General features: G+C 42.6%; 18 protein-coding genes. All 18 read left to right on the top strand.

Features of this window, described 5'->3' with window-relative positions:
• Window positions 1-370: 370 nt before the first annotated feature.
• The 18 genes from rfbB (at window position 371) to CK911_RS10455 (ending at window position 17,936) form a co-directional block, all read left to right on the top strand.
• On the top strand, window positions 371-1,471 hold the full coding sequence (rfbB, locus tag CK911_RS10535) for a dTDP-glucose 4,6-dehydratase (protein WP_098969897.1): 1,101 nt from the start codon (window positions 371-373) through the stop codon (window positions 1,469-1,471).
• Window positions 1,471-2,358, top strand: a complete 888-nt coding sequence (rfbD, locus tag CK911_RS10530; RefSeq protein WP_098969878.1) for a dTDP-4-dehydrorhamnose reductase — start codon at window positions 1,471-1,473, stop codon at window positions 2,356-2,358. Before rfbB ends, rfbD begins: the two co-directional genes overlap by 1 nt.
• A 112-nt stretch (window positions 2,359-2,470) precedes the next feature.
• Window positions 2,471-3,349, top strand: coding sequence for a glucose-1-phosphate thymidylyltransferase RfbA (gene rfbA / locus CK911_RS10525; protein WP_098969896.1), 879 nt, complete (start codon window positions 2,471-2,473; stop codon window positions 3,347-3,349).
• A 61-nt stretch (window positions 3,350-3,410) separates the two neighbouring features.
• Window positions 3,411-3,956, top strand: coding sequence for a dTDP-4-dehydrorhamnose 3,5-epimerase (rfbC, locus tag CK911_RS10520; protein WP_098969895.1), 546 nt, complete (start codon window positions 3,411-3,413; stop codon window positions 3,954-3,956).
• A gap of 1 nt (window position 3,957) precedes the next feature.
• Complete coding sequence (locus CK911_RS10515) at window positions 3,958-4,353, top strand: FdtA/QdtA family cupin domain-containing protein (RefSeq protein WP_098969894.1); 396 nt, start codon at window positions 3,958-3,960, stop codon at window positions 4,351-4,353.
• Window positions 4,350-5,102 carry an N-acetyltransferase gene (locus CK911_RS10510; protein ID WP_098969893.1) on the top strand — a complete coding sequence of 251 codons (753 nt, stop codon included), beginning with the start codon at window positions 4,350-4,352 and terminating at the stop codon, window positions 5,100-5,102. Before CK911_RS10515 ends, CK911_RS10510 begins: the two co-directional genes overlap by 4 nt.
• Entirely contained in the window at window positions 5,095-5,502 is a 408-nt protein-coding gene (locus tag CK911_RS10505) for a MaoC family dehydratase (RefSeq protein ID WP_098969892.1), read from the top strand. Before CK911_RS10510 ends, CK911_RS10505 begins: the two co-directional genes overlap by 8 nt.
• 4 nt (window positions 5,503-5,506) lie before the next feature.
• A complete protein-coding gene (locus CK911_RS10500) occupies window positions 5,507-6,628 on the top strand; it encodes a DegT/DnrJ/EryC1/StrS aminotransferase family protein (RefSeq protein ID WP_098969891.1) in 1,122 nt (373 codons plus the stop codon).
• The gene (locus tag CK911_RS10495) at window positions 6,625-7,875 is read left to right on the top strand and encodes an O-antigen translocase (protein ID WP_098969890.1); all 1,251 of its coding nucleotides are present in this window, start codon (window positions 6,625-6,627) and stop codon (window positions 7,873-7,875) included. The genes CK911_RS10500 and CK911_RS10495 overlap by 4 nt, the downstream gene beginning before the upstream one ends.
• A gap of 18 nt (window positions 7,876-7,893) precedes the next feature.
• Window positions 7,894-9,333: a hypothetical protein gene (locus CK911_RS10490; protein ID WP_098969889.1), complete on the top strand. Its 1,440-nt coding sequence runs from the start codon at window positions 7,894-7,896 to the stop codon at window positions 9,331-9,333.
• 98 nt (window positions 9,334-9,431) lie between these two features.
• A complete protein-coding gene (locus tag CK911_RS21200; RefSeq protein ID WP_157774554.1) occupies window positions 9,432-10,667 on the top strand; it encodes a hypothetical protein in 1,236 nt (411 codons plus the stop codon).
• Between the two features lie 27 nt (window positions 10,668-10,694).
• Window positions 10,695-11,576 carry a glycosyltransferase family 2 protein gene (locus CK911_RS10485; protein ID WP_098969888.1) on the top strand — a complete coding sequence of 294 codons (882 nt, stop codon included), beginning with the start codon at window positions 10,695-10,697 and terminating at the stop codon, window positions 11,574-11,576.
• An 8-nt stretch (window positions 11,577-11,584) separates the two neighbouring features.
• Entirely contained in the window at window positions 11,585-12,694 is a 1,110-nt protein-coding gene (locus CK911_RS10480; RefSeq protein ID WP_098969887.1) for a glycosyltransferase, read from the top strand.
• Between the two features lie 23 nt (window positions 12,695-12,717).
• Window positions 12,718-13,755 carry a polysaccharide biosynthesis protein gene (locus tag CK911_RS10475; RefSeq protein ID WP_098969886.1) on the top strand — a complete coding sequence of 346 codons (1,038 nt, stop codon included), beginning with the start codon at window positions 12,718-12,720 and terminating at the stop codon, window positions 13,753-13,755.
• A 2-nt stretch (window positions 13,756-13,757) separates the two neighbouring features.
• Window positions 13,758-14,639, top strand: a complete 882-nt coding sequence (locus tag CK911_RS10470) for an SDR family oxidoreductase (protein WP_098969885.1) — start codon at window positions 13,758-13,760, stop codon at window positions 14,637-14,639.
• Window positions 14,627-15,760, top strand: a complete 1,134-nt coding sequence (wecB, locus tag CK911_RS10465; protein ID WP_098969884.1) for a non-hydrolyzing UDP-N-acetylglucosamine 2-epimerase — start codon at window positions 14,627-14,629, stop codon at window positions 15,758-15,760. Before CK911_RS10470 ends, wecB begins: the two co-directional genes overlap by 13 nt.
• A complete protein-coding gene (locus tag CK911_RS10460) occupies window positions 15,757-16,968 on the top strand; it encodes a glycosyltransferase family 4 protein (protein WP_098969883.1) in 1,212 nt (403 codons plus the stop codon). Before wecB ends, CK911_RS10460 begins: the two co-directional genes overlap by 4 nt.
• Window positions 16,965-17,936: an SDR family oxidoreductase gene (locus CK911_RS10455; RefSeq protein ID WP_098969882.1), complete on the top strand. Its 972-nt coding sequence runs from the start codon at window positions 16,965-16,967 to the stop codon at window positions 17,934-17,936. Before CK911_RS10460 ends, CK911_RS10455 begins: the two co-directional genes overlap by 4 nt.

Raw genomic sequence — 17,936 nt, 5'->3', positions numbered from 1 at the left:
TGAGGTAGTTTTTGCTGTTCATATGGGGGGAATACGAGATAGAATCCGGCATCAAATCGGGTCTGTCTGGTGTGCAATCTCACGAGAGATCTGTGAAATGCATACCGCCAAAAATACAATTAAATGCTGGAGGACATGATGACCAACAGCTTGAGCAATGTGGTTAAAATCAGCGAACTGGGGGCTGCAACTCAGTGCGGTAGCCATGTCCTTTGTCGATTTAAGCTCAAGTAATGAGCACCTGCCCATCCGGTGATATGTATTAGATTGCAAATATCCATGCACTTCTTTGAGTTCCTGCGTCGTATTTCCCCCGAGCAATAATCTTGTTCTCAAATGAACCTCCCTTTGTTATAAGAGCATCCTTTCTATGAAAATTTTAGTGACCGGTGGCGCAGGCTTTATCGGCTCTGCCGTGGTGCGCCATATCATCCGTGATACTCAGGATTCCGTTATCAATCTTGATAAACTCACCTATGCCGGCAATCTGGAATCCTTGGCCGATGTATCGACAAGTGATCGTTATGCGTTTGAGCAAGTGGATATCTGCAACCGCGCCGAGCTGGATCGGGTGTTTGCCCTGCACCAGCCGGATGCGGTGATGCACTTGGCCGCCGAGAGCCATGTTGACCGCTCCATCACTGGCCCGGCTGACTTTATCGAGACCAATATCGTCGGCACCTATATGTTACTGGAAGCGGCTCGCGCTTATTGGAATGGTCTGGATGAGGTGCGCAAGGCGGCCTTCCGTTTCCACCATATCTCCACCGACGAGGTGTATGGCGATCTGCCTCATCCGGATGAAGTGGCTGCCGGTCATCCCTTGTGGAATAAGCCATTGCCGCTCTTTACCGAAACCACGCCTTACGCCCCCAGCAGTCCCTATTCTGCGTCCAAAGCCTCCAGCGACCATTTGGTACGCGCTTGGCGCCGTACTTACGGCTTGCCAACTATCATCACCAACTGCTCCAACAACTACGGTCCTTATCACTTCCCCGAGAAGCTGATCCCGCTGGTGATCCTCAATGCGCTGGATGGCAAGCCGCTGCCGGTCTATGGCAAGGGCGACCAGATCCGTGACTGGCTCTATGTGGAAGACCACGCGCGTGCACTCTACAAGGTGGTGACCACTGGCGTGGTAGGGGAGACCTACAACATCGGCGGCCACAACGAGAAGCAGAATCTGGACGTGGTGCATACCGTGTGTGATCTGCTGGACGAGATGGTGCCCAAAGCGGGTTCTTACCGCGATCAAATCACCTATGTGGCGGATCGCCCCGGTCACGATCGCCGCTATGCCATCGATGCCAGCAAGATGAGCAGTGAGCTTGCCTGGCAACCGCAAGAAACTTTCGAGTCAGGCATTCGTAAAACCGTGCAGTGGTATCTGGATAACCAGCTGTGGGTGAATAACGTCAAGAGCGGTGCTTACCAGTCCTGGATTGAGAAGAACTACGGGGAGCGCGACTGATGCATATTCTGCTGTTTGGCAAAAACGGTCAGGTAGGTTGGGAGCTGCAACGAGCACTGGCGCCACTGGGCCGCATCACCGCCGTTGATTTTGACTCCACTGACTATTGCGGCGATTTCAGCAATCCGGCAGGGGTGGCCGAAACTGTACGTCTGGTCAAGCCGGACGTGATTGTCAATGCGGCAGCTCATACCGCAGTTGACAAGGCGGAGAGCGAGCGGGAGTTTGCCGAGCTGCTCAACGCGACCAGCGTAGCCGCTATCGCCAAAGAAGCGGAAGCATTGGGAGCTTGGTTGGTGCATTACTCTACCGACTATGTGTTCGATGGCAGCGGTGAGCGCCCCTGGGTGGAAACCGATGCGACCGCCCCACTCAACGTCTACGGTGAAACCAAGCTGGTAGGGGAACAGGGCGCAGCCCTCTGTTCGCGTCACCTGATCTTCCGCACCAGCTGGGTCTATGCCGCCCGGGGCGCTAACTTTGCCAAGACCATGCTGCGTTTTGGCAAAGAGCGTAGCGAGATGTCAGTTATCAATGACCAGTTCGGCGCTCCGACCGGTGCCGAGTTGCTGGCCGATTGCACCGCCCATGCGATCCGTGTGGCGCAGAGTAAACCCGAGGTCGCTGGGCTGTACCATCTGATTGCCTCCGGTACCACCACCTGGTTTGACTACGCCCAGCTGGTGTTTGCCAAAGCCAGAGAGGCCGGGGTTGAACTGGCGGTCACGCAACTCAATGCGGTGCCGACCAGCGCCTTCCCGACCCCGGCCAAACGCCCCCATAACTCCCGCCTTGATACCAGTAAATTCCAGCGCACCTTCGATCTGGTGCTGCCGGACTGGACGGTCGGTGTGGAGCGGATGTTGACCGAGATCCTGGGCAAGTAAATCACTGGTCAGGGATGTAGTGACTGCATCCCTAGCTGGCAGGGATAAAACAGAAAGGCGTGGTTGCAAGCCACCCTTTTCTTTTGCAATTTAAAAATAAGAAACAAGCATCATGACCAAACGTAAAGGCATTATTCTGGCCGGTGGCTCTGGCACCCGTCTCTATCCGGTCACCATGGCGGTGAGCAAGCAGTTGCTGCCCATCTATGACAAGCCGATGATCTACTATCCGCTCAGCACCCTGATGCTGGCCGGTATTCGCGATATTTTGATCATCAGCACGCCGCAAGATACCCCCCGTTTTGAGCAATTGCTGGGTGATGGCAGCCAGTGGGGCCTGAACTTGCAATACAAGGTGCAGCCAAGCCCGGACGGGTTGGCACAAGCCTTTATTCTGGGTGAAGAGTTCATCGGTTCAGATCCGTGTGCACTGGTGCTGGGCGACAACATCTTCTACGGCCACGATCTGCAGAAACAGTTGGCGGCGGCAGCGGCCAAAGATAGTGGCGCTACCGTCTTTGCCTACCATGTGCATGACCCTGAGCGCTATGGGGTGGTGGAATTTGATAAACAGGGAACAGCTATCTCTCTGGAAGAGAAGCCACTTGAGCCCAAGAGCAACTATGCGGTCACCGGCCTCTATTTCTACGACAACAGCGTGGTGGAGATCGCCAAGAGCCTGAAGCCATCGCCGCGTGGTGAGCTGGAAATCACCGATGTGAACCGTATCTACCTGGAGCAAGGCAATCTGTCGGTGGCGATGATGGGTCGTGGTTATGCCTGGCTTGATACCGGTACCCATGAAAGCATGATTGAAGCGAGCAACTTTATTCAGACCATCGAGACACGTCAGGGCTTGAAAGTTGCGTGTCCGGAAGAGATTGCCTATCGCCAGAAGTTCATTAATGCTGAGCAGGTGCGTGAACTTGCTGTACCGCTGGCAAAGAATGCTTATGGCCAATATCTGCTGAGAATGGTTGCAAAGGCTTGAGTGAAATTGGGGAAGTAATACACTCCCCCAATAGAGGCTGAATTGAATTTGGATATATAAGATGCATGTAATCAAGACAGCAATTCCTGATGTGCTTATTTTTGAGCCGAAAGTATTTGGTGATGAGCGTGGCTTTTTCTTTGAGAGTTTCAACCACAAGTCGTTTGAAGAGGCGGTCGGATATCCGGTGGCTTTTGTGCAGGATAATCACTCCAAATCTTCAAAAGGCGTATTGCGCGGCTTGCACTATCAGTTATCTCCCCATGCCCAGGGTAAGCTGGTGCGTTGTGTGGCTGGTGAAGTGTTTGATGTGGCGGTAGATATCCGTACAAGCTCAGCGACCTTCGGTCAATGGGTTGGGATTCACCTGTCAGGTGAAAACAAGCGACAATTGTGGATCCCTGAAGGCTTTGCTCATGGATTTGTTACCTTGAGTGATACAGCAGAGTTTTTGTATAAGACCACAGCTTATTACCATCGAGAAAGTGAAGGTGCAATTGCGTGGAATGATATCGAGCTGAAAATTCAATGGCCTATTGATAGTGTATTTCTTTCAGAAAAAGATGAGAATGCTCAATCATTTCTACAATTCAAACAGGCTTTTTAACATGCAAATTAAGCTAATTTCCCTTCAAGCCCACGGTGATGAGCGCGGCTCGCTGATTGCACTGGAGGAAGGCAAAAACATTCCTTTTCCAGTTAAACGGGTTTACTATCTTTTTAATACCAAAGATGGTGTACGCCGTGGCTTTCATGCTCACAAAACGCTTAAGCAAGTCGCTATTGCGGTGCGCGGTTATTGCCGTTTTTTATTGGATGATGGTAACGAGCGTGTCGAGGTGTTGCTCGATAATCCTGCCCAAGGCTTGCTGATAGAATCCTTTATGTGGCGGGAAATGTACGACTTTTCCGAAGATTGTGTTTTGATGGTGTTAGCTGATCAGCTTTATGATGAGTCGGATTATATTAGGGATTATGAGCGTTTTTTGGAGGAGATTAGATGAGTATACACCCTACAGCAGTAATATCAGACAAGGCTAAAATTGGTAAAAATGTAACTATTGGTGCCTATACAGTAGTCTACGATAATGTTGATATAGGTGACGGTTCGGTGATTGAATCATTTTGTGAACTTGGAGTTGCTAATTCATTATCGGAAGGCAATTTTTTGATTATCGGCGCTAATGCACACATTCGCTCACATAGTATTTTTTATGAGGGCTCTCAATTCGATTCATTGCTTGTTACAGGCCACCGTGTCACGGTACGCGAAAAAACAAAAGCGGGAAAAAATTTTCAAATCGGTACGTTGTCAGATATACAAGGTCATTGTGAAATTGGTGATTATGTTCGAACCCATAGCAATGTGCATATAGGTCAACATTCTAAAATTGGTGATTTTGTATGGATTTTCCCCTATGTTGTTCTCACAAATGATCCAACCCCGCCAAGCAATGTAATGCAGGGGGTTGTAGTAGATAACTTTGCAGTAATTGCAACTATGTCAGTTATTTTGCCTGGAGCACATATTTCTGAAGGGTGTTTAATTGGTGCACATTCCTGTTTATCTGGAAAGACAGAAAAAGATACTATTTATTCTGGTTCGCCAGCCAAAGCGATTGGTTGTACATCAAAATTAAAACTAAAAGATGGAACACGCAGACCTGCTTACCCGTGGAGGAAACACTTCACTCGAGGTTACCCAGAACACATAGTTCAAGAATGGATAAAAGAGTTTTCAGATAATGTATAAAATAGAAGAAATTGAGGCTGGAATGACAGCATCATACTCACAGACCATCACTGATGCAGATATAAAAGATTTTGCAGGCATATCTGGTGACAAAAACCCAGTGCATATGGATGAGATATACGCAAAAGAGTCAAGATTCGAGCGACGCATTGCACATGGGATGTTAAGTTCTAGTTTTTTTTCAGCTTTATTTGGCACTCAACTCCCTGGGCGAGGTTGTGTATATGTCAGTCAGGATTTAAAATTTCGCAAACCAGTATATATTGGTGATACTGTGACAGCGACTATTGAAGTTACATCAGTAGATTTTAAAAGAAGGCGCGTATTTTTTGATACCTACTGTAAGGTTGGTAAGTCAAAAGTTATTACAGGGACCGCCGAAATTTATATTCCAGAGTGATAAAATGATCAACTTCCTCGATTTAAAAGTCATCAACAATCAATACCAGCAGGAACTTAAAGATGTTTGTACCCGCGTCATTGATTCCGGTTGGTATATCATGGGCAATGAGCTAACCCAATTTGAAACCGAGTTTGCAGCTTATTGTGGGGTAAAGCACGCCATTGGCGTGGCTAATGGGTTGGACGCTTTAATTCTGACACTGCGAGCTTGGAAGGAGCAGGGCAAACTGCAGGCCGGTGACGAGGTTATTGTCCAAGCGAATACCTATATTGCTTCCGTGTTAGCCATCACCGAAAATGAATTGGTGCCGGTATTCGTTGAGCCAAATCCGGCCAGCTATAACTTGGATCCAGCCACGATAGCCGATGCGGTTACCCCGAAAACTAAAGCTATTCTGCCCGTACATTTATATGGCCAGTTATGCCCTATGCCGGAAATCATGACGCTTGCCAAGCAGCATAACCTATTAGTGCTGGAAGATTGTGCTCAAGCCCATGGTGCCGAAATAGATGGTAAGCGTGCCGGTAACTGGGGTGATGCCGCAGGCTTTAGCTTTTATCCGGGGAAAAACCTAGGTGCCCTTGGCGATGCCGGTGCCATCACGACCAATGATGATAAACTAGCTCAAACACTCAAAGCCCTGCGCAACTATGGTTCCCATAAAAAATATGAAAACCTCTATCAAGGTGTAAATAGCCGTCTTGATGAAATGCAAGCCGCCATGCTGCGCGTCAAGTTACGCCACTTAGAGGCCGAAACTACCCGCCGTCAACAGATTGCCGCTATGTATTGTGAGGGGATCAGCAACCCGCACATCATATTACCCCTCGATGCTGCTACATTCGCCATCCAGCATTACAAGCAACATGTTTGGCACTTGTTTGTTGTGCGTTGTGAACAGCGTCAAGCCCTGCAACAGCACTTAGCTGAAAATGATATTCAAACCTTAATTCATTACCCAATTCCGCCGCACAAACAGCAGGCATATCAACAATATGCTGATATGCAGTTGCCGCTAACCGAAAAAATTCACCAGCAAGTACTCTCTATTCCGCTTGACCCAACTATGAGTGATGCCGCGGTTAAACAAGTGATAGCTGCTATCAATGAGTTTGCTGGATGAAGCGTTTACTCAAAGTCACCGCTATGACGGGGTTATTAACTCTGCTACGTATGGTGATGGGATTTGTGATTGCCAAGGTGGTGGCCATTTATACTGGCCCCACCGGTATGGCAATGCTAGGTCAAGTGCAAAGCTTAGTCGGTAGTTTAAATGGTATAATTAATGCGCCCGTAGGCAGCGGCGTGGTGCGTTTTACTGCTGAAAATAAGGATCAAGGATTTGATGCTTGCTCCCCTTGGTGGCGAGCGGCTCTACATTGGGTATTAATTATTTCAGCTATTGCTATCCCGGTTGGGTTTTTATTTGCCAAGCCGATTGCCAACAGTTTGTTTAAAGATGTCAACCTTGCTTGGGTAGTTATGGCAAGCTTGAGTGTGTTACCTTTTGCTGCCGTTGGTACTTTGTGTAACTCGGTCATTAACGGTCAGCAGTTATATCGACGTTATGTCGGTCTTGGTATGTTATCGGCGCTGATTTCGGGCGGCGTAATGCTGACGATGATCGCCTTGCACAACATCGAGGGTGCACTATTAGCTGCCGCGCTACAAAGCGCCTTGATTGGCCTGGTGATGTTAATTGCTAACCTACGTCAGCCCTGGTTTAAATTGCATTACTGGTGGGGCGCAGTGGATCCCCAAGCCCGCAAAGATATTGGCAAATATATGCTGATGGCGATAACTAGTGCGTTAACCGTGCCGATATCCATGATTTTTGTGCGCAATATCTTAATTGATCAAGTAGGTTGGGAGGCTACAGGTCAATGGCAAGCGGTCTATAAAATCTCTGAAGTCTATTTGGGGGTAATCACCATATCGCTTGGCACCTATTATTTACCGCGTTTGGCTTCATTAACTGGCATCGACGCGATAATAGGTGAAATTCATAAAACTGCCTGTATAATAATCCCGATTGTCACCATTATGGCGTTCGGTGTTTACTTATTACGTGATGTGGCGATTTCACTGCTGTTCACCGAAGCATTTCGCAGCGCACGCGACCTGTTTGCCATTCAATTAACCGGTGATGTAATTAAAATTTTAGCTTGGTTGTATGCCTACCCGATGCTCTCACGTGGTGCTACAAAATGGTTTATCGGCACTGAAATAGTGTTCACGATGAGCTTTGTTGCACTAACCTATTTTTTTGTGCTGCATCATGGTGTAGTTGGTGCAAATATGGCCTATGCGATAAATTATTTTATTTACTTTTTTGTGGTGTTTTTTAATGTTAAGCGGGTTGCCCGCTGATAAAAATCGAGTTTATATATGCAATCCACTGTTAACCAAAAAATAGTTGAGTTTATCGATTATTACAAGGCTGAGATTTATCGGCTTCCTCTTGATAAGGCGTTAGAGCAAGCTGAGCAGCTGGGATTGCTTTTACGTGCTAATGAAGTTGGTATTTACTCTCTAAATGAACTCGAAACATTTTTAATAAATAATGTTTTTGCTGAGTTATCTATAAATTATGATGTGATAGATAATAGCAGGCATAATGAAATTATTTTTATAGCAACCGAGCTATATCATACCGGTGGGCATACTAGGTTGATGGAAAGACTCGCATCATTTCTAGACACTAATCCTGATTTGTTAATAACTAAAAAAACAATCAAATCAATTATTAAAAGAGAAGAAGGTTTTTTCTCGTCAATACATCATGGTTGCGTTGACGGTTGTACCGTGTTGGAAAAAATTTCCTTTTTTTTGACGGTGATATTGCAGTATAATTTTATTATTTTAAATACACACCCAGAAGATATCTATGCGATTGTTGCTTGCGGTTTGGCAAAAAAAATAAAAAAAGATATTAAAATCCTTTTTGTTAATCATGCCGACCATACATTTAGTTATGGCAGTTCTATTTCAGACGTATGGTTTGAAATAAGTGGTTATGGCGTGGCAGTTGATGCGATACGCGGATTAAAAGCTAAAAAATGTTTTTTGGGGATACCAATAGACACGAGTAAGCAAAATTCGGAAAGTAGTTATAAGTTTGAAAATGGAGATCTGATTTTAAGTGCCGCATCTCCCAATAAATATGAACCAACTAACCAGCACAGCATTATGCCTTTAGTTGGTGCGCTGCTTGATAAGTATGACAAATCCAATTTTCAAGCAATTGGTGTTAATTTTTTAACCAATTATTGGTGGTGGGCGATAAAGTTAAAGTATTGGAATAGACTGACACTGTCCAAATCACTGCCATACGAAGAATATATAAAAGCAACAAGTGAAGCAAAATTGTATATAGATAGCCATCCTTTACCTGGTGGTACAGCATTTGCTGAGCAGTTTCTGCAGGGGCGCTTGTGTGTTGGCCTAAACAGCACCTATAACGGTTATACACCACTAGAGTCTTTTAAGAAAGACAGTGTGGATGCCGTTTTGAGAGAAATCGAACTAATAAATGACAAAAAAATCATTGATATAAAAAATAAAATTGAAATAAAACACGGTTTTACCTCTGTGAGAGCTCGTTTTTTAGATGCAATTTTTAAAGATGTGTATGCAAAAGAAGATTTTATTTTGTCTGTTCCAAAGGTCAAAATTTTATTTGAAAAAATACCAGTGAAAATAGATCAAATATCCAAAATTAGACGTATTTCCACAAAAAGAGCTTTTTGTTCTTTTTATATTAAAAAGATCATTTTTAACATTTTCTTCGGATTGCGTCACTGCAAATTTTTCAAAAAAATAAATTAACCGCACGATAAATTTTTCCATGGCTTTTTGACAGCCAAAGTTACTTAACATAATTAAGAGGTTGTATCTTGGTTAGGTCTTATGTTGAAAAGTGTTTTATGTATTCTATGTTTGTTTTTTTTCTTTCAATATCTTTGTTAGGAAATGCAGATAAACTTTTCTTTGGTGGAATTCCTTTTAGAAAAATAACTTTCATTTTTTTTATTTCTTCTATTATATTTTATCTTTTATATAAAAGAATAAAATTAGGCGTCCTTATCTGTACCATTTTTTTTATAATTTTTGGTTTTTTTTTCGCAGGGCTAGTGCCTATAGTCAGAGGTTTGAGTATTGCCGATGCTATAAGCCAAATTTTACCATATACAATTCCATTCCTTGCTATGTTTATAACTTCATTTATAAATGATAAAACAAACAAAACTTGCAACGATTTTTTTTCAAAAGTTATTTTTTTTGTAGGGGTTATGCACTGTGTTGCATCGTTTTCTTATTTTTTAAGTGAGGAAATTGGAAATTCTATCTATGTTATACTCTCTATATATTTGAATGATGTAGAAACAACTGATGATATGGTACCTGACTTTGCAGGTTCATTTCTGGTTACTAGAATCCAATTTGGAATATCAGTTTTCTTAGTTTTATATTTTTATTTTAAAATAAAAGATTTTATTTTTTTAAAAAGCCGGCTTAATAAAGTGAAACTTTTTGTTTCATTTATATTCATTCTTATCACTCAATCTAGAGCTTTGATTTTTTCGGTAATATTAATTCCAGTGTTGTATTATTTATATATAGCATTGCAGCCACTATTTAAAACTCTCGTTTCAAGAGCAGTGTTATTTGTTATGACACTATTTACTCCAACAGTATTAACTTATTTAATAGTAATATTTGATCCGTTAAAAACAATCGGACTTACTCGAGAATATGGTGAAGATCTTCGATTTTTACAACAAGAATCATTGCTTAATGGACTAAGTGACAATATATTTTGGGGTATCTCTATGGGGGCACATGCTGATATTGTTAGGAACGTGAATACGCCATGGATATACGAGTTAAGTATAATAGCATTTATTGCTCAAATCGGTTTTTTGGGGTTAACATTTATTTTTTTGATGTTGTTTTTATTTGCCTATTATCTATCTACAGCAAAAAGTAATTATTGCACTAAGTTTGTAGTGAATTATAAAGAAAATGCACTTGCTTTATCGGCTATTTTTTCTTTTGTATTGGCATCCAATACGAATCCATATTTAAATAATTTTATAGGTGGGTTTATATTATTGGTTTTTTTCATTGAGTATGGGCGCTCATACATATTTTTAAAGTGAAAAAATAATTTATTGGATTTATATATAATGAAAAAAATAGATATTGCTTTGGCTACATACAATGGTTCGCCATTCTTGTCTGAGCAACTCGATTCAATTCTTAATCAGACGCATACCGAAATTTTAGTTTTGTGTTCAGATGATGGTTCAAAAGATGATACAGTTTTAAAAGTTGACAATTATGCAACGTTTGATACTCGAATACATGTTTGTAATACAAGAAGAGTTGGTGGGACTGTTTTAAATTTTGAAAAAGCCTTAGAGGCTACGCAGTCAGAATATATTATGCTGTCCGATCAAGATGATGTTTGGCTTCCTCATAAAATAGACAGCATGCTCAATTTTATCATTGAAAAAGAAAACGAATTAGGCTCAGAGTCCCCTATATTATGTTTTTCTGATTTAACTCTAGTTAATGAAAACTTAAATGTTATTGCAGACAGCTTTTATAAAGCGAATAATTATGACCCATTAAATAATACACAAGAAGGATTTTTATTATGGCGTTCTACTGTTTACGGTTGCTCGTGTATATTTAACAAAGCTTGTTTAAAAATGGCTTTGCCATTTCCTAAATACATCCCAATGCACGATCACTGGCTCGCATTGATTGCAGCAAAGCACGGAGCAGTGTTTTATTATGATCAACCAACAATACTATACAGGCAGCATGCGAGTAATGTTGTTGGTGGTGCAGCATTTAATAAACCTCATTTCTATAAGTTAAAAAATGCCAAAAAACTAATAGCTGGAATAAAAAGAGCGCATCAAGGCTCTCTTGTTATGAGAGAGGTGATGGGTGATAAACGTGGGAAAATTAAATTTTTCTTTGATTGTATATGGCCATATTTTCATGAGAAAAAATTATTTTCTTTTATCTTTACTTTTTTTCATTTTTGGGGGAAATAAGCTTTTTTATGGATATATTAAAGCTTAATGAAGTAGGTTTCATTTTAGTTAATGCAACAGCTTTATCCTCTGGTGGTGCACTGACTATCCTTCGACAATTTATTGCCCATGCGGCATTAACGAATAAAAAATATATTGTTTTTGCACCCATCGGGGTGCCACTCGATGTACATGCCAATATTATTTATATTGAAGTTGATACCAAATCTTGGTTGAAACGGATTTGGTGGGATAGTTTCGGTTTAAAACGCTATATAAAACAACATAACATCGAGAGTGAGCTGTGTATTTCATTGCAAAACACGTCGGTAAATGTTGATTGTCAGCAATTAATCTACTTACACCAGTCTCTTCCTTTTACAACTGTCAAGTATACTCTTAACAAAGAGACGATAAAATACTTTTTATATAAGTGGTTTTATAAGTTTTTTATTTTCTTATTTGTCACCTCGGGCACGCGTTTTGTGGTGCAAACGCAGTGGATGAAGGCAGCGCTGACGCAAAGTGGTGTGGTAGAAGGCAATATTTCGGTATTTACGCCGGATATCAAGTTGCCAGATGGCCATCTAAAAAAGAGCCCTGAACAAGCGCAACGATTAACTACCGAGCAAATTACTTTTTTTTATCCAGCTTCACCGCTGTTTTATAAGAATCACTTATTGATTCTGGATGCGTTAGCGTTACTTAAAACTAGACAGCTAAACAAGAAAGCCCGTTTTGCTGTGACATTAACCGTTGGTGATTACCCTGTATTTGATGAGAAAGTGCAGCAATTAGAGCTGAGTGATACTGTTTTTTATTTAGGCGTGATGTCTTACGAGCAAGTGATTGATAATTATATTTCAGCTGATGCGGTATTATTTCCCAGTTATATTGAAACCTTTGGCTTACCACTTGCTGAGGCAGGAGTATTAGGGAAAAAAATCATTTGTGCGGATTTACCTTATTCCAGAGACGTATTGAAAGGTTATCAAGGTGCGAGTTTCTTGAATTATCAAGATGTAACTAAATGGGCAGATGAAATGGAATTTGTTATTGGGCAGCAAATAGTATTTAATTTTGCACCGCTGTCATTTGCAAAGTGTGCAACTTGGAAAGATTTTTTTAATTTTATTTAAATTTTAATAGTGTTGAGGTTAGCATGTTTAATAATAAAGTGCTTTTGATTACCGGTGGCACCGGTTCTTTCGGTAACGCAGTGCTGCGCCGTTTTTTAAATACAGATATTAAAGAAATTCGCATTTTTTCCCGTGATGAAAAAAAACAAGATGATATGCGTAAACTTTTTAAGTCTAGCAAGCTTAAATTTTATATCGGTGATGTGCGTGATTACCAGAGCGTGGCTAATGCTATGCGTGGAGTCGACTATGTTTACCATGCCGCAGCGTTAAAGCAGGTACCCTCCTGTGAGTTCTATCCACTGGAAGCGGTAAAGACCAACGTATTGGGTACTGAAAATGTACTAGAGGCTGCTATCAGCCATGGCGTTGAGCGAGTGGTGTGTTTGAGTACTGATAAGGCTGTATATCCGATCAATGCAATGGGTATTTCTAAGGCGATGATGGAAAAGGTAATTGTTGCCAAAAGCCGTAACCTGGAACACACCAATACCACTATTTGCTGTACCCGTTATGGCAATGTTATGGCCTCGCGCGGTTCGGTGATCCCGCTATTTATTCGCCAGGTTGTTAATGGCGATGCCATTACCATTACCGATCCGGCGATGACACGTTTTATGATGACCCTCGATGATGCGGTTGATCTGGTATTGCATGCCTTTGAGCATGGCAAGAATGGTGATGTTTTTGTTCAAAAAGCACCAGCCGCAACTATTGATGTATTGGTAAAAGCCTTGTTGGAGATCCTGAATAAACCAGGGCACCCAGTTAATGTGATTGGTACACGCCACGGCGAGAAGCAATTTGAAGCTCTCTGTAGCCGTGAAGAGATGTTTGTCGCACATGAGCAGGGACAATACTTCAGAGTGCCTGCCGATAACCGTGATCTTAATTACTCAAAGTATTTTGAAGAGGGTGAGCAAGATCTGTCGCAGATTGAAGATTACAACTCTCATAACACCGAGCGCCTCGATGTGGCTGGTATGAAGCAATTGTTGCGCAAGCTCGATTTCATTCGTGAAATCGAAGCCGGTAATCTAATCGTGCCGGAAGGGGTATAACGGTGAATGTGTTAATCTTGGGTGCCACCGGCATGTTGGGTTACAGCCTGTTTAGCAATTTGGCTGACAACTCAGCATTAAACGTCACGGGCACAGTGCGCAGCTTAACCGGCAAGGCGGCTTTTTTTGCGCAGTACCAAAAGCACCTGTTGCAAGGTATTGATGTTACCGATATCGCCAGCCTTGAAGAGGCGATTGTCACTACCAAGCCAGAGGTGGTGATCAATTGTATTGGCTTGATTAAGCAGCACGATATTGCCAAGCAGCATGTGGCGGCAATTGAAATTAATGCGCTGCTGCCACATCAGCTGGCTGCTTTGTGTGACCAATATGGCGCACGGTTAATCCATTTTTCGACCGACTGCGTGTTTGATGGCAAGCAAGGCATGTATCAGGAAGCTGACTTGCCGACCGCGACGGATCTGTATGGCAAATCTAAGTGCCTAGGTGAGGTTAACTATGGCCGCCACTTAACCTTGCGTACCTCGATCATTGGCCATGAGCTGGATTCAGCCGTTAGCTTGGTTGATTGGTTTTTAAGCCAATCAGGTACTGTGAATGGTTTTTCCAAGGCAGTGTTTTCTGGGGTGCCTACTTGTTACATCGCCAAACTACTGGCCGACAACATTCTGAACAAGCCTGAGATCTGTGGGTTGTACCATCTGTCTGTCGAACCTATTAATAAGCACAGTTTAATCTCGTTGGTGGCTGATATTTATGGCAAAGAGATTGAGATTAATGAGTCAACCCAACTGGTGATCGACCGTTCGCTCGATTCTAGCCGCTTGCGCCAAGCGCTGGATTTGACTGTGCCTAGTTGGCGTGAGTTGATTGAATTTATGCATAACGATTATTTGACAAGGTATGTGCAATGCAAAAACTAAAAGTAATGACTATTGTTGGTACGCGCCCAGAAATCATTCGGCTGTCGCGTACTATCGCCAAGCTGGATGAGTTTTGCGATCATATCTTGGTACATACCGGTCAAAATTACGATTATGAGCTCAATCAAATCTTTTTTGATGATTTAGGAATTCGGGCCCCAGACGTGTTTTTAGAGTGTGCTGGCAGCAGCGCTGCTGAAACTATGGCGCAAGTTATCAGCAAGTCAGATAAGGTATTTGCTGAGTTAAAACCGGATGCGCTCCTTATTTTGGGAGACACTAATAGTGCCTTGGCGGCTATTTCGGCCAAGCGTAAAAAAATCCCGATCTTCCATATGGAGGCGGGTAACCGCTGCTTTGATTTGCGGGTGCCGGAAGAGATTAACCGTAAAATTGTTGACCATATTTCTGATGTGAATATGCCCTACAGCGAGATTGCGCGCGAATATTTGTTAAGCGAAGGAATCAAGCCTGATTTTATCGTTAAAACCGGTAGTCCGATGGACGAGGTACTGGAATTTTATCACGATAAAATTCACACTGCCGATGTGGTAACTCGTCTGTCACTCATCAAGGAGGAATACTTTTTGGTGAGTGTACATCGTGAAGAGAATGTGGATTCAGATAAAAACATTAACAGTTATGTGAGGGTATTAAACGAACTTGCAGAAAAATATCAGTATCCGATTATTGTTTCGACCCATCCGCGTACCCGTAAAAAAATTGAAGCATTGAATTTAACTTTCCACCCTTTAGTTAATTTGTTAAAGCCACTTGGTTTTAGTGATTATGTGCGCCTGCAAATGGATGCCAAGGTAGTGCTAAGTGATAGCGGTACCATTACGGAAGAGTCATCCATCTTGAACTTCCCTGCCGTCAATATTCGGGAGGCACAAGAGCGCCCAGAAGGCTTTGAAGAAGGGGCGGTGATGTTCACCGGCATGAGTGTTGAGCGGATCCTGCAAGCGATTGAAGTGTTGGAGCAGCAACCGCGTGGTGCAACGCGGTTGATCAATAAGGTACAAGATTACATTGCTCCGAATGTATCAGACAAAGTGTTGCGCACCATTTTAAGCTACACCGATTATGTCAATCGAGTGGTGTGGAGAAAGTCGTTGTGAAGATCGCCCTGTTCCCTGATGATTATTTACCTAATAGCACTTTAGTGCATGCTAAAATGTTCCATGAACTGGCATTAGAGCTTAAAAGGCTTGGCCATGATCCGGTGATAATTACCCCCAGCCATGGCAAACAAACTAAACGTCTTAAGATCGATTATATAGATGGTGTAGAAATATGGCGTTTTCGTAACCCACCTATGCGGGGGCAGGGTAAGGTTAAAAGAGTGATAAGTGAAACATTGCTATCTCTCAATGCTTTTTTAGCAATTAAAAATGTAAAGGATATATATTCATTCGAACTGTGTGTTAATTATTCGCCAACTATTTTTTTTGGCCCACTAATGCATTGGTTCAAACGTAAAGCGAAAACATTTAATTATTTAGTGTTGAGGGACATGTTCCCGCAATGGGTAATAGATGAAGGGTTGATTTCTGCTAAATCCCCAATCGCGTCATATTTCCATTTTTTTGAAAAACTCAATTACAATGCATCCGACTGCATTGGTTTAATGTCTCCTGCTAATGTTGATTATTTTAGAACTCTGCATTCCGAGTACAATAATCTACAAGTGCTAAGAAACTGGGCTGATATTAATCCTGTCAGTTTCTCGTCACAGCTTATAGACATTAGGAAAGTATATGATTTAAATGATAAAGTCATATTTTTTTATGGCGGCAATATTGGTCATGCTCAAGATATGCGTAATTTATTACGTTTAGTCAAGAATATGACACCATACCCAAATGCCCATTTTTTGTTTATTGGCCAAGGCGATGAATTCGAGTTAGTCAAGCAGACTATAGCTGTTGAAAACCTTCACAACCTAACGCTGCTACCTTCAATCAACCAAGATGCATATAAGGAAGTTTTGACGCAGGTTGATGTTGGTTTGTTTTCATTAGCTAAAACGCATAAAGCACATAACTTTCCCGGGAAGTTGCTTGGTTATATGCTTCAATCTTTGCCTATTCTTGGTAGTGTGAATCCAGGTAATGACGTTATTGATTTCATTAATGGCCAAGGTGCTGGCTGGGCATATATTAATAGTGAAGATGAGGCGTTGTTAACGGCGGCAATTAATCTTTTAAACGATAAAGTGTTGCGTGTTGAAATGGGTATGCGTGGTTATGATGTTCTTACAGCTAACTTTTCAGTTAAGGCCGCAGCTCAGCAGATAATTAATACATTTTTAGAGTCAAATAAATGACAATATTGCTAACCGGTGCCACCGGCTTTGTGGGTAATGCAGTATTGAAGCAGTTAATGCTGCAACCTGATGTAACAATACGTACTTATGGTCGTCGTGCACCGGTTGGAGTGAACGCTAACCGTGCTGCCGATGCCAGTGCTCAAATGATTAGCCATGTGATAGGGGGGGTTAGCGCTGTGGCGGATTATGCCACCGCCCTGATCGATGTTGATGTGGTCATTCATTGTGCAGCGCAAGCGCATGTGATGAATACTTCAGGAAGTAATGGGGGAGATATTTATCGGGATATTAATGTAGATAGCACATTGCAATTGGCGCGGCAGGCGATTACAGCGGGAGTGAAGCGTTTTATCTTTATTAGTTCCATTAAAGTGAATGGTGAATCGACCATCTATAGCCAGCCTTTTACGCATGATTGTGCTGCTGCACCTGAGGATGCCTACGGGCGTTCAAAGCAAGCGGCAGAGGATGGGCTACGACAATTGGTGGCCAGCTCGGGAATGAACCTGGTGATTATTCGTCCACCTCTAGTTTATGGGCATGGTGTTAAAGGTAATTTTTCTTCATTACTGACTATTGCAAAAAAAAATCTTCCGTTGCCATTGGGGGCTATCAATAACCAACGCAGCATGGTAGCGCTGGCTAATCTGGTCCATTTGATCATCACCTGTATCCGTCATCCACAAGCGGCGAATCAAACCTTTTTAGTCAGTGATGATGACGATATTTCAACAACTGAATTGCTTGAGATGATGACGCGCGCTGCGGGTAAATCGCCGTGGTTATTACCTGTGCCGATGAGTTGGCTGCAGTTCCTGGGGCGCATGACTGGAAAACAGGCCGTGATAGAGCGACTGTGTGGTAATCTTCAGGTTGATATCAGTCACACAAAACACACGTTGGGTTGGCAACCACCTATATCGGTCGCAGAAGGTATCCAGCGCTGTTTTATTGAGGAAGAATAA

Origin of the sequence: Aeromonas sp. CU5 (assembly GCF_002586745.1) — a bacterium.
Classification (GTDB): domain Bacteria; phylum Pseudomonadota; class Gammaproteobacteria; order Enterobacterales; family Aeromonadaceae; genus Aeromonas; species Aeromonas sobria.
Note: the sequence above shows the minus strand (reverse complement) of the source record. Positions and strands in the feature narration are given on the sequence as shown.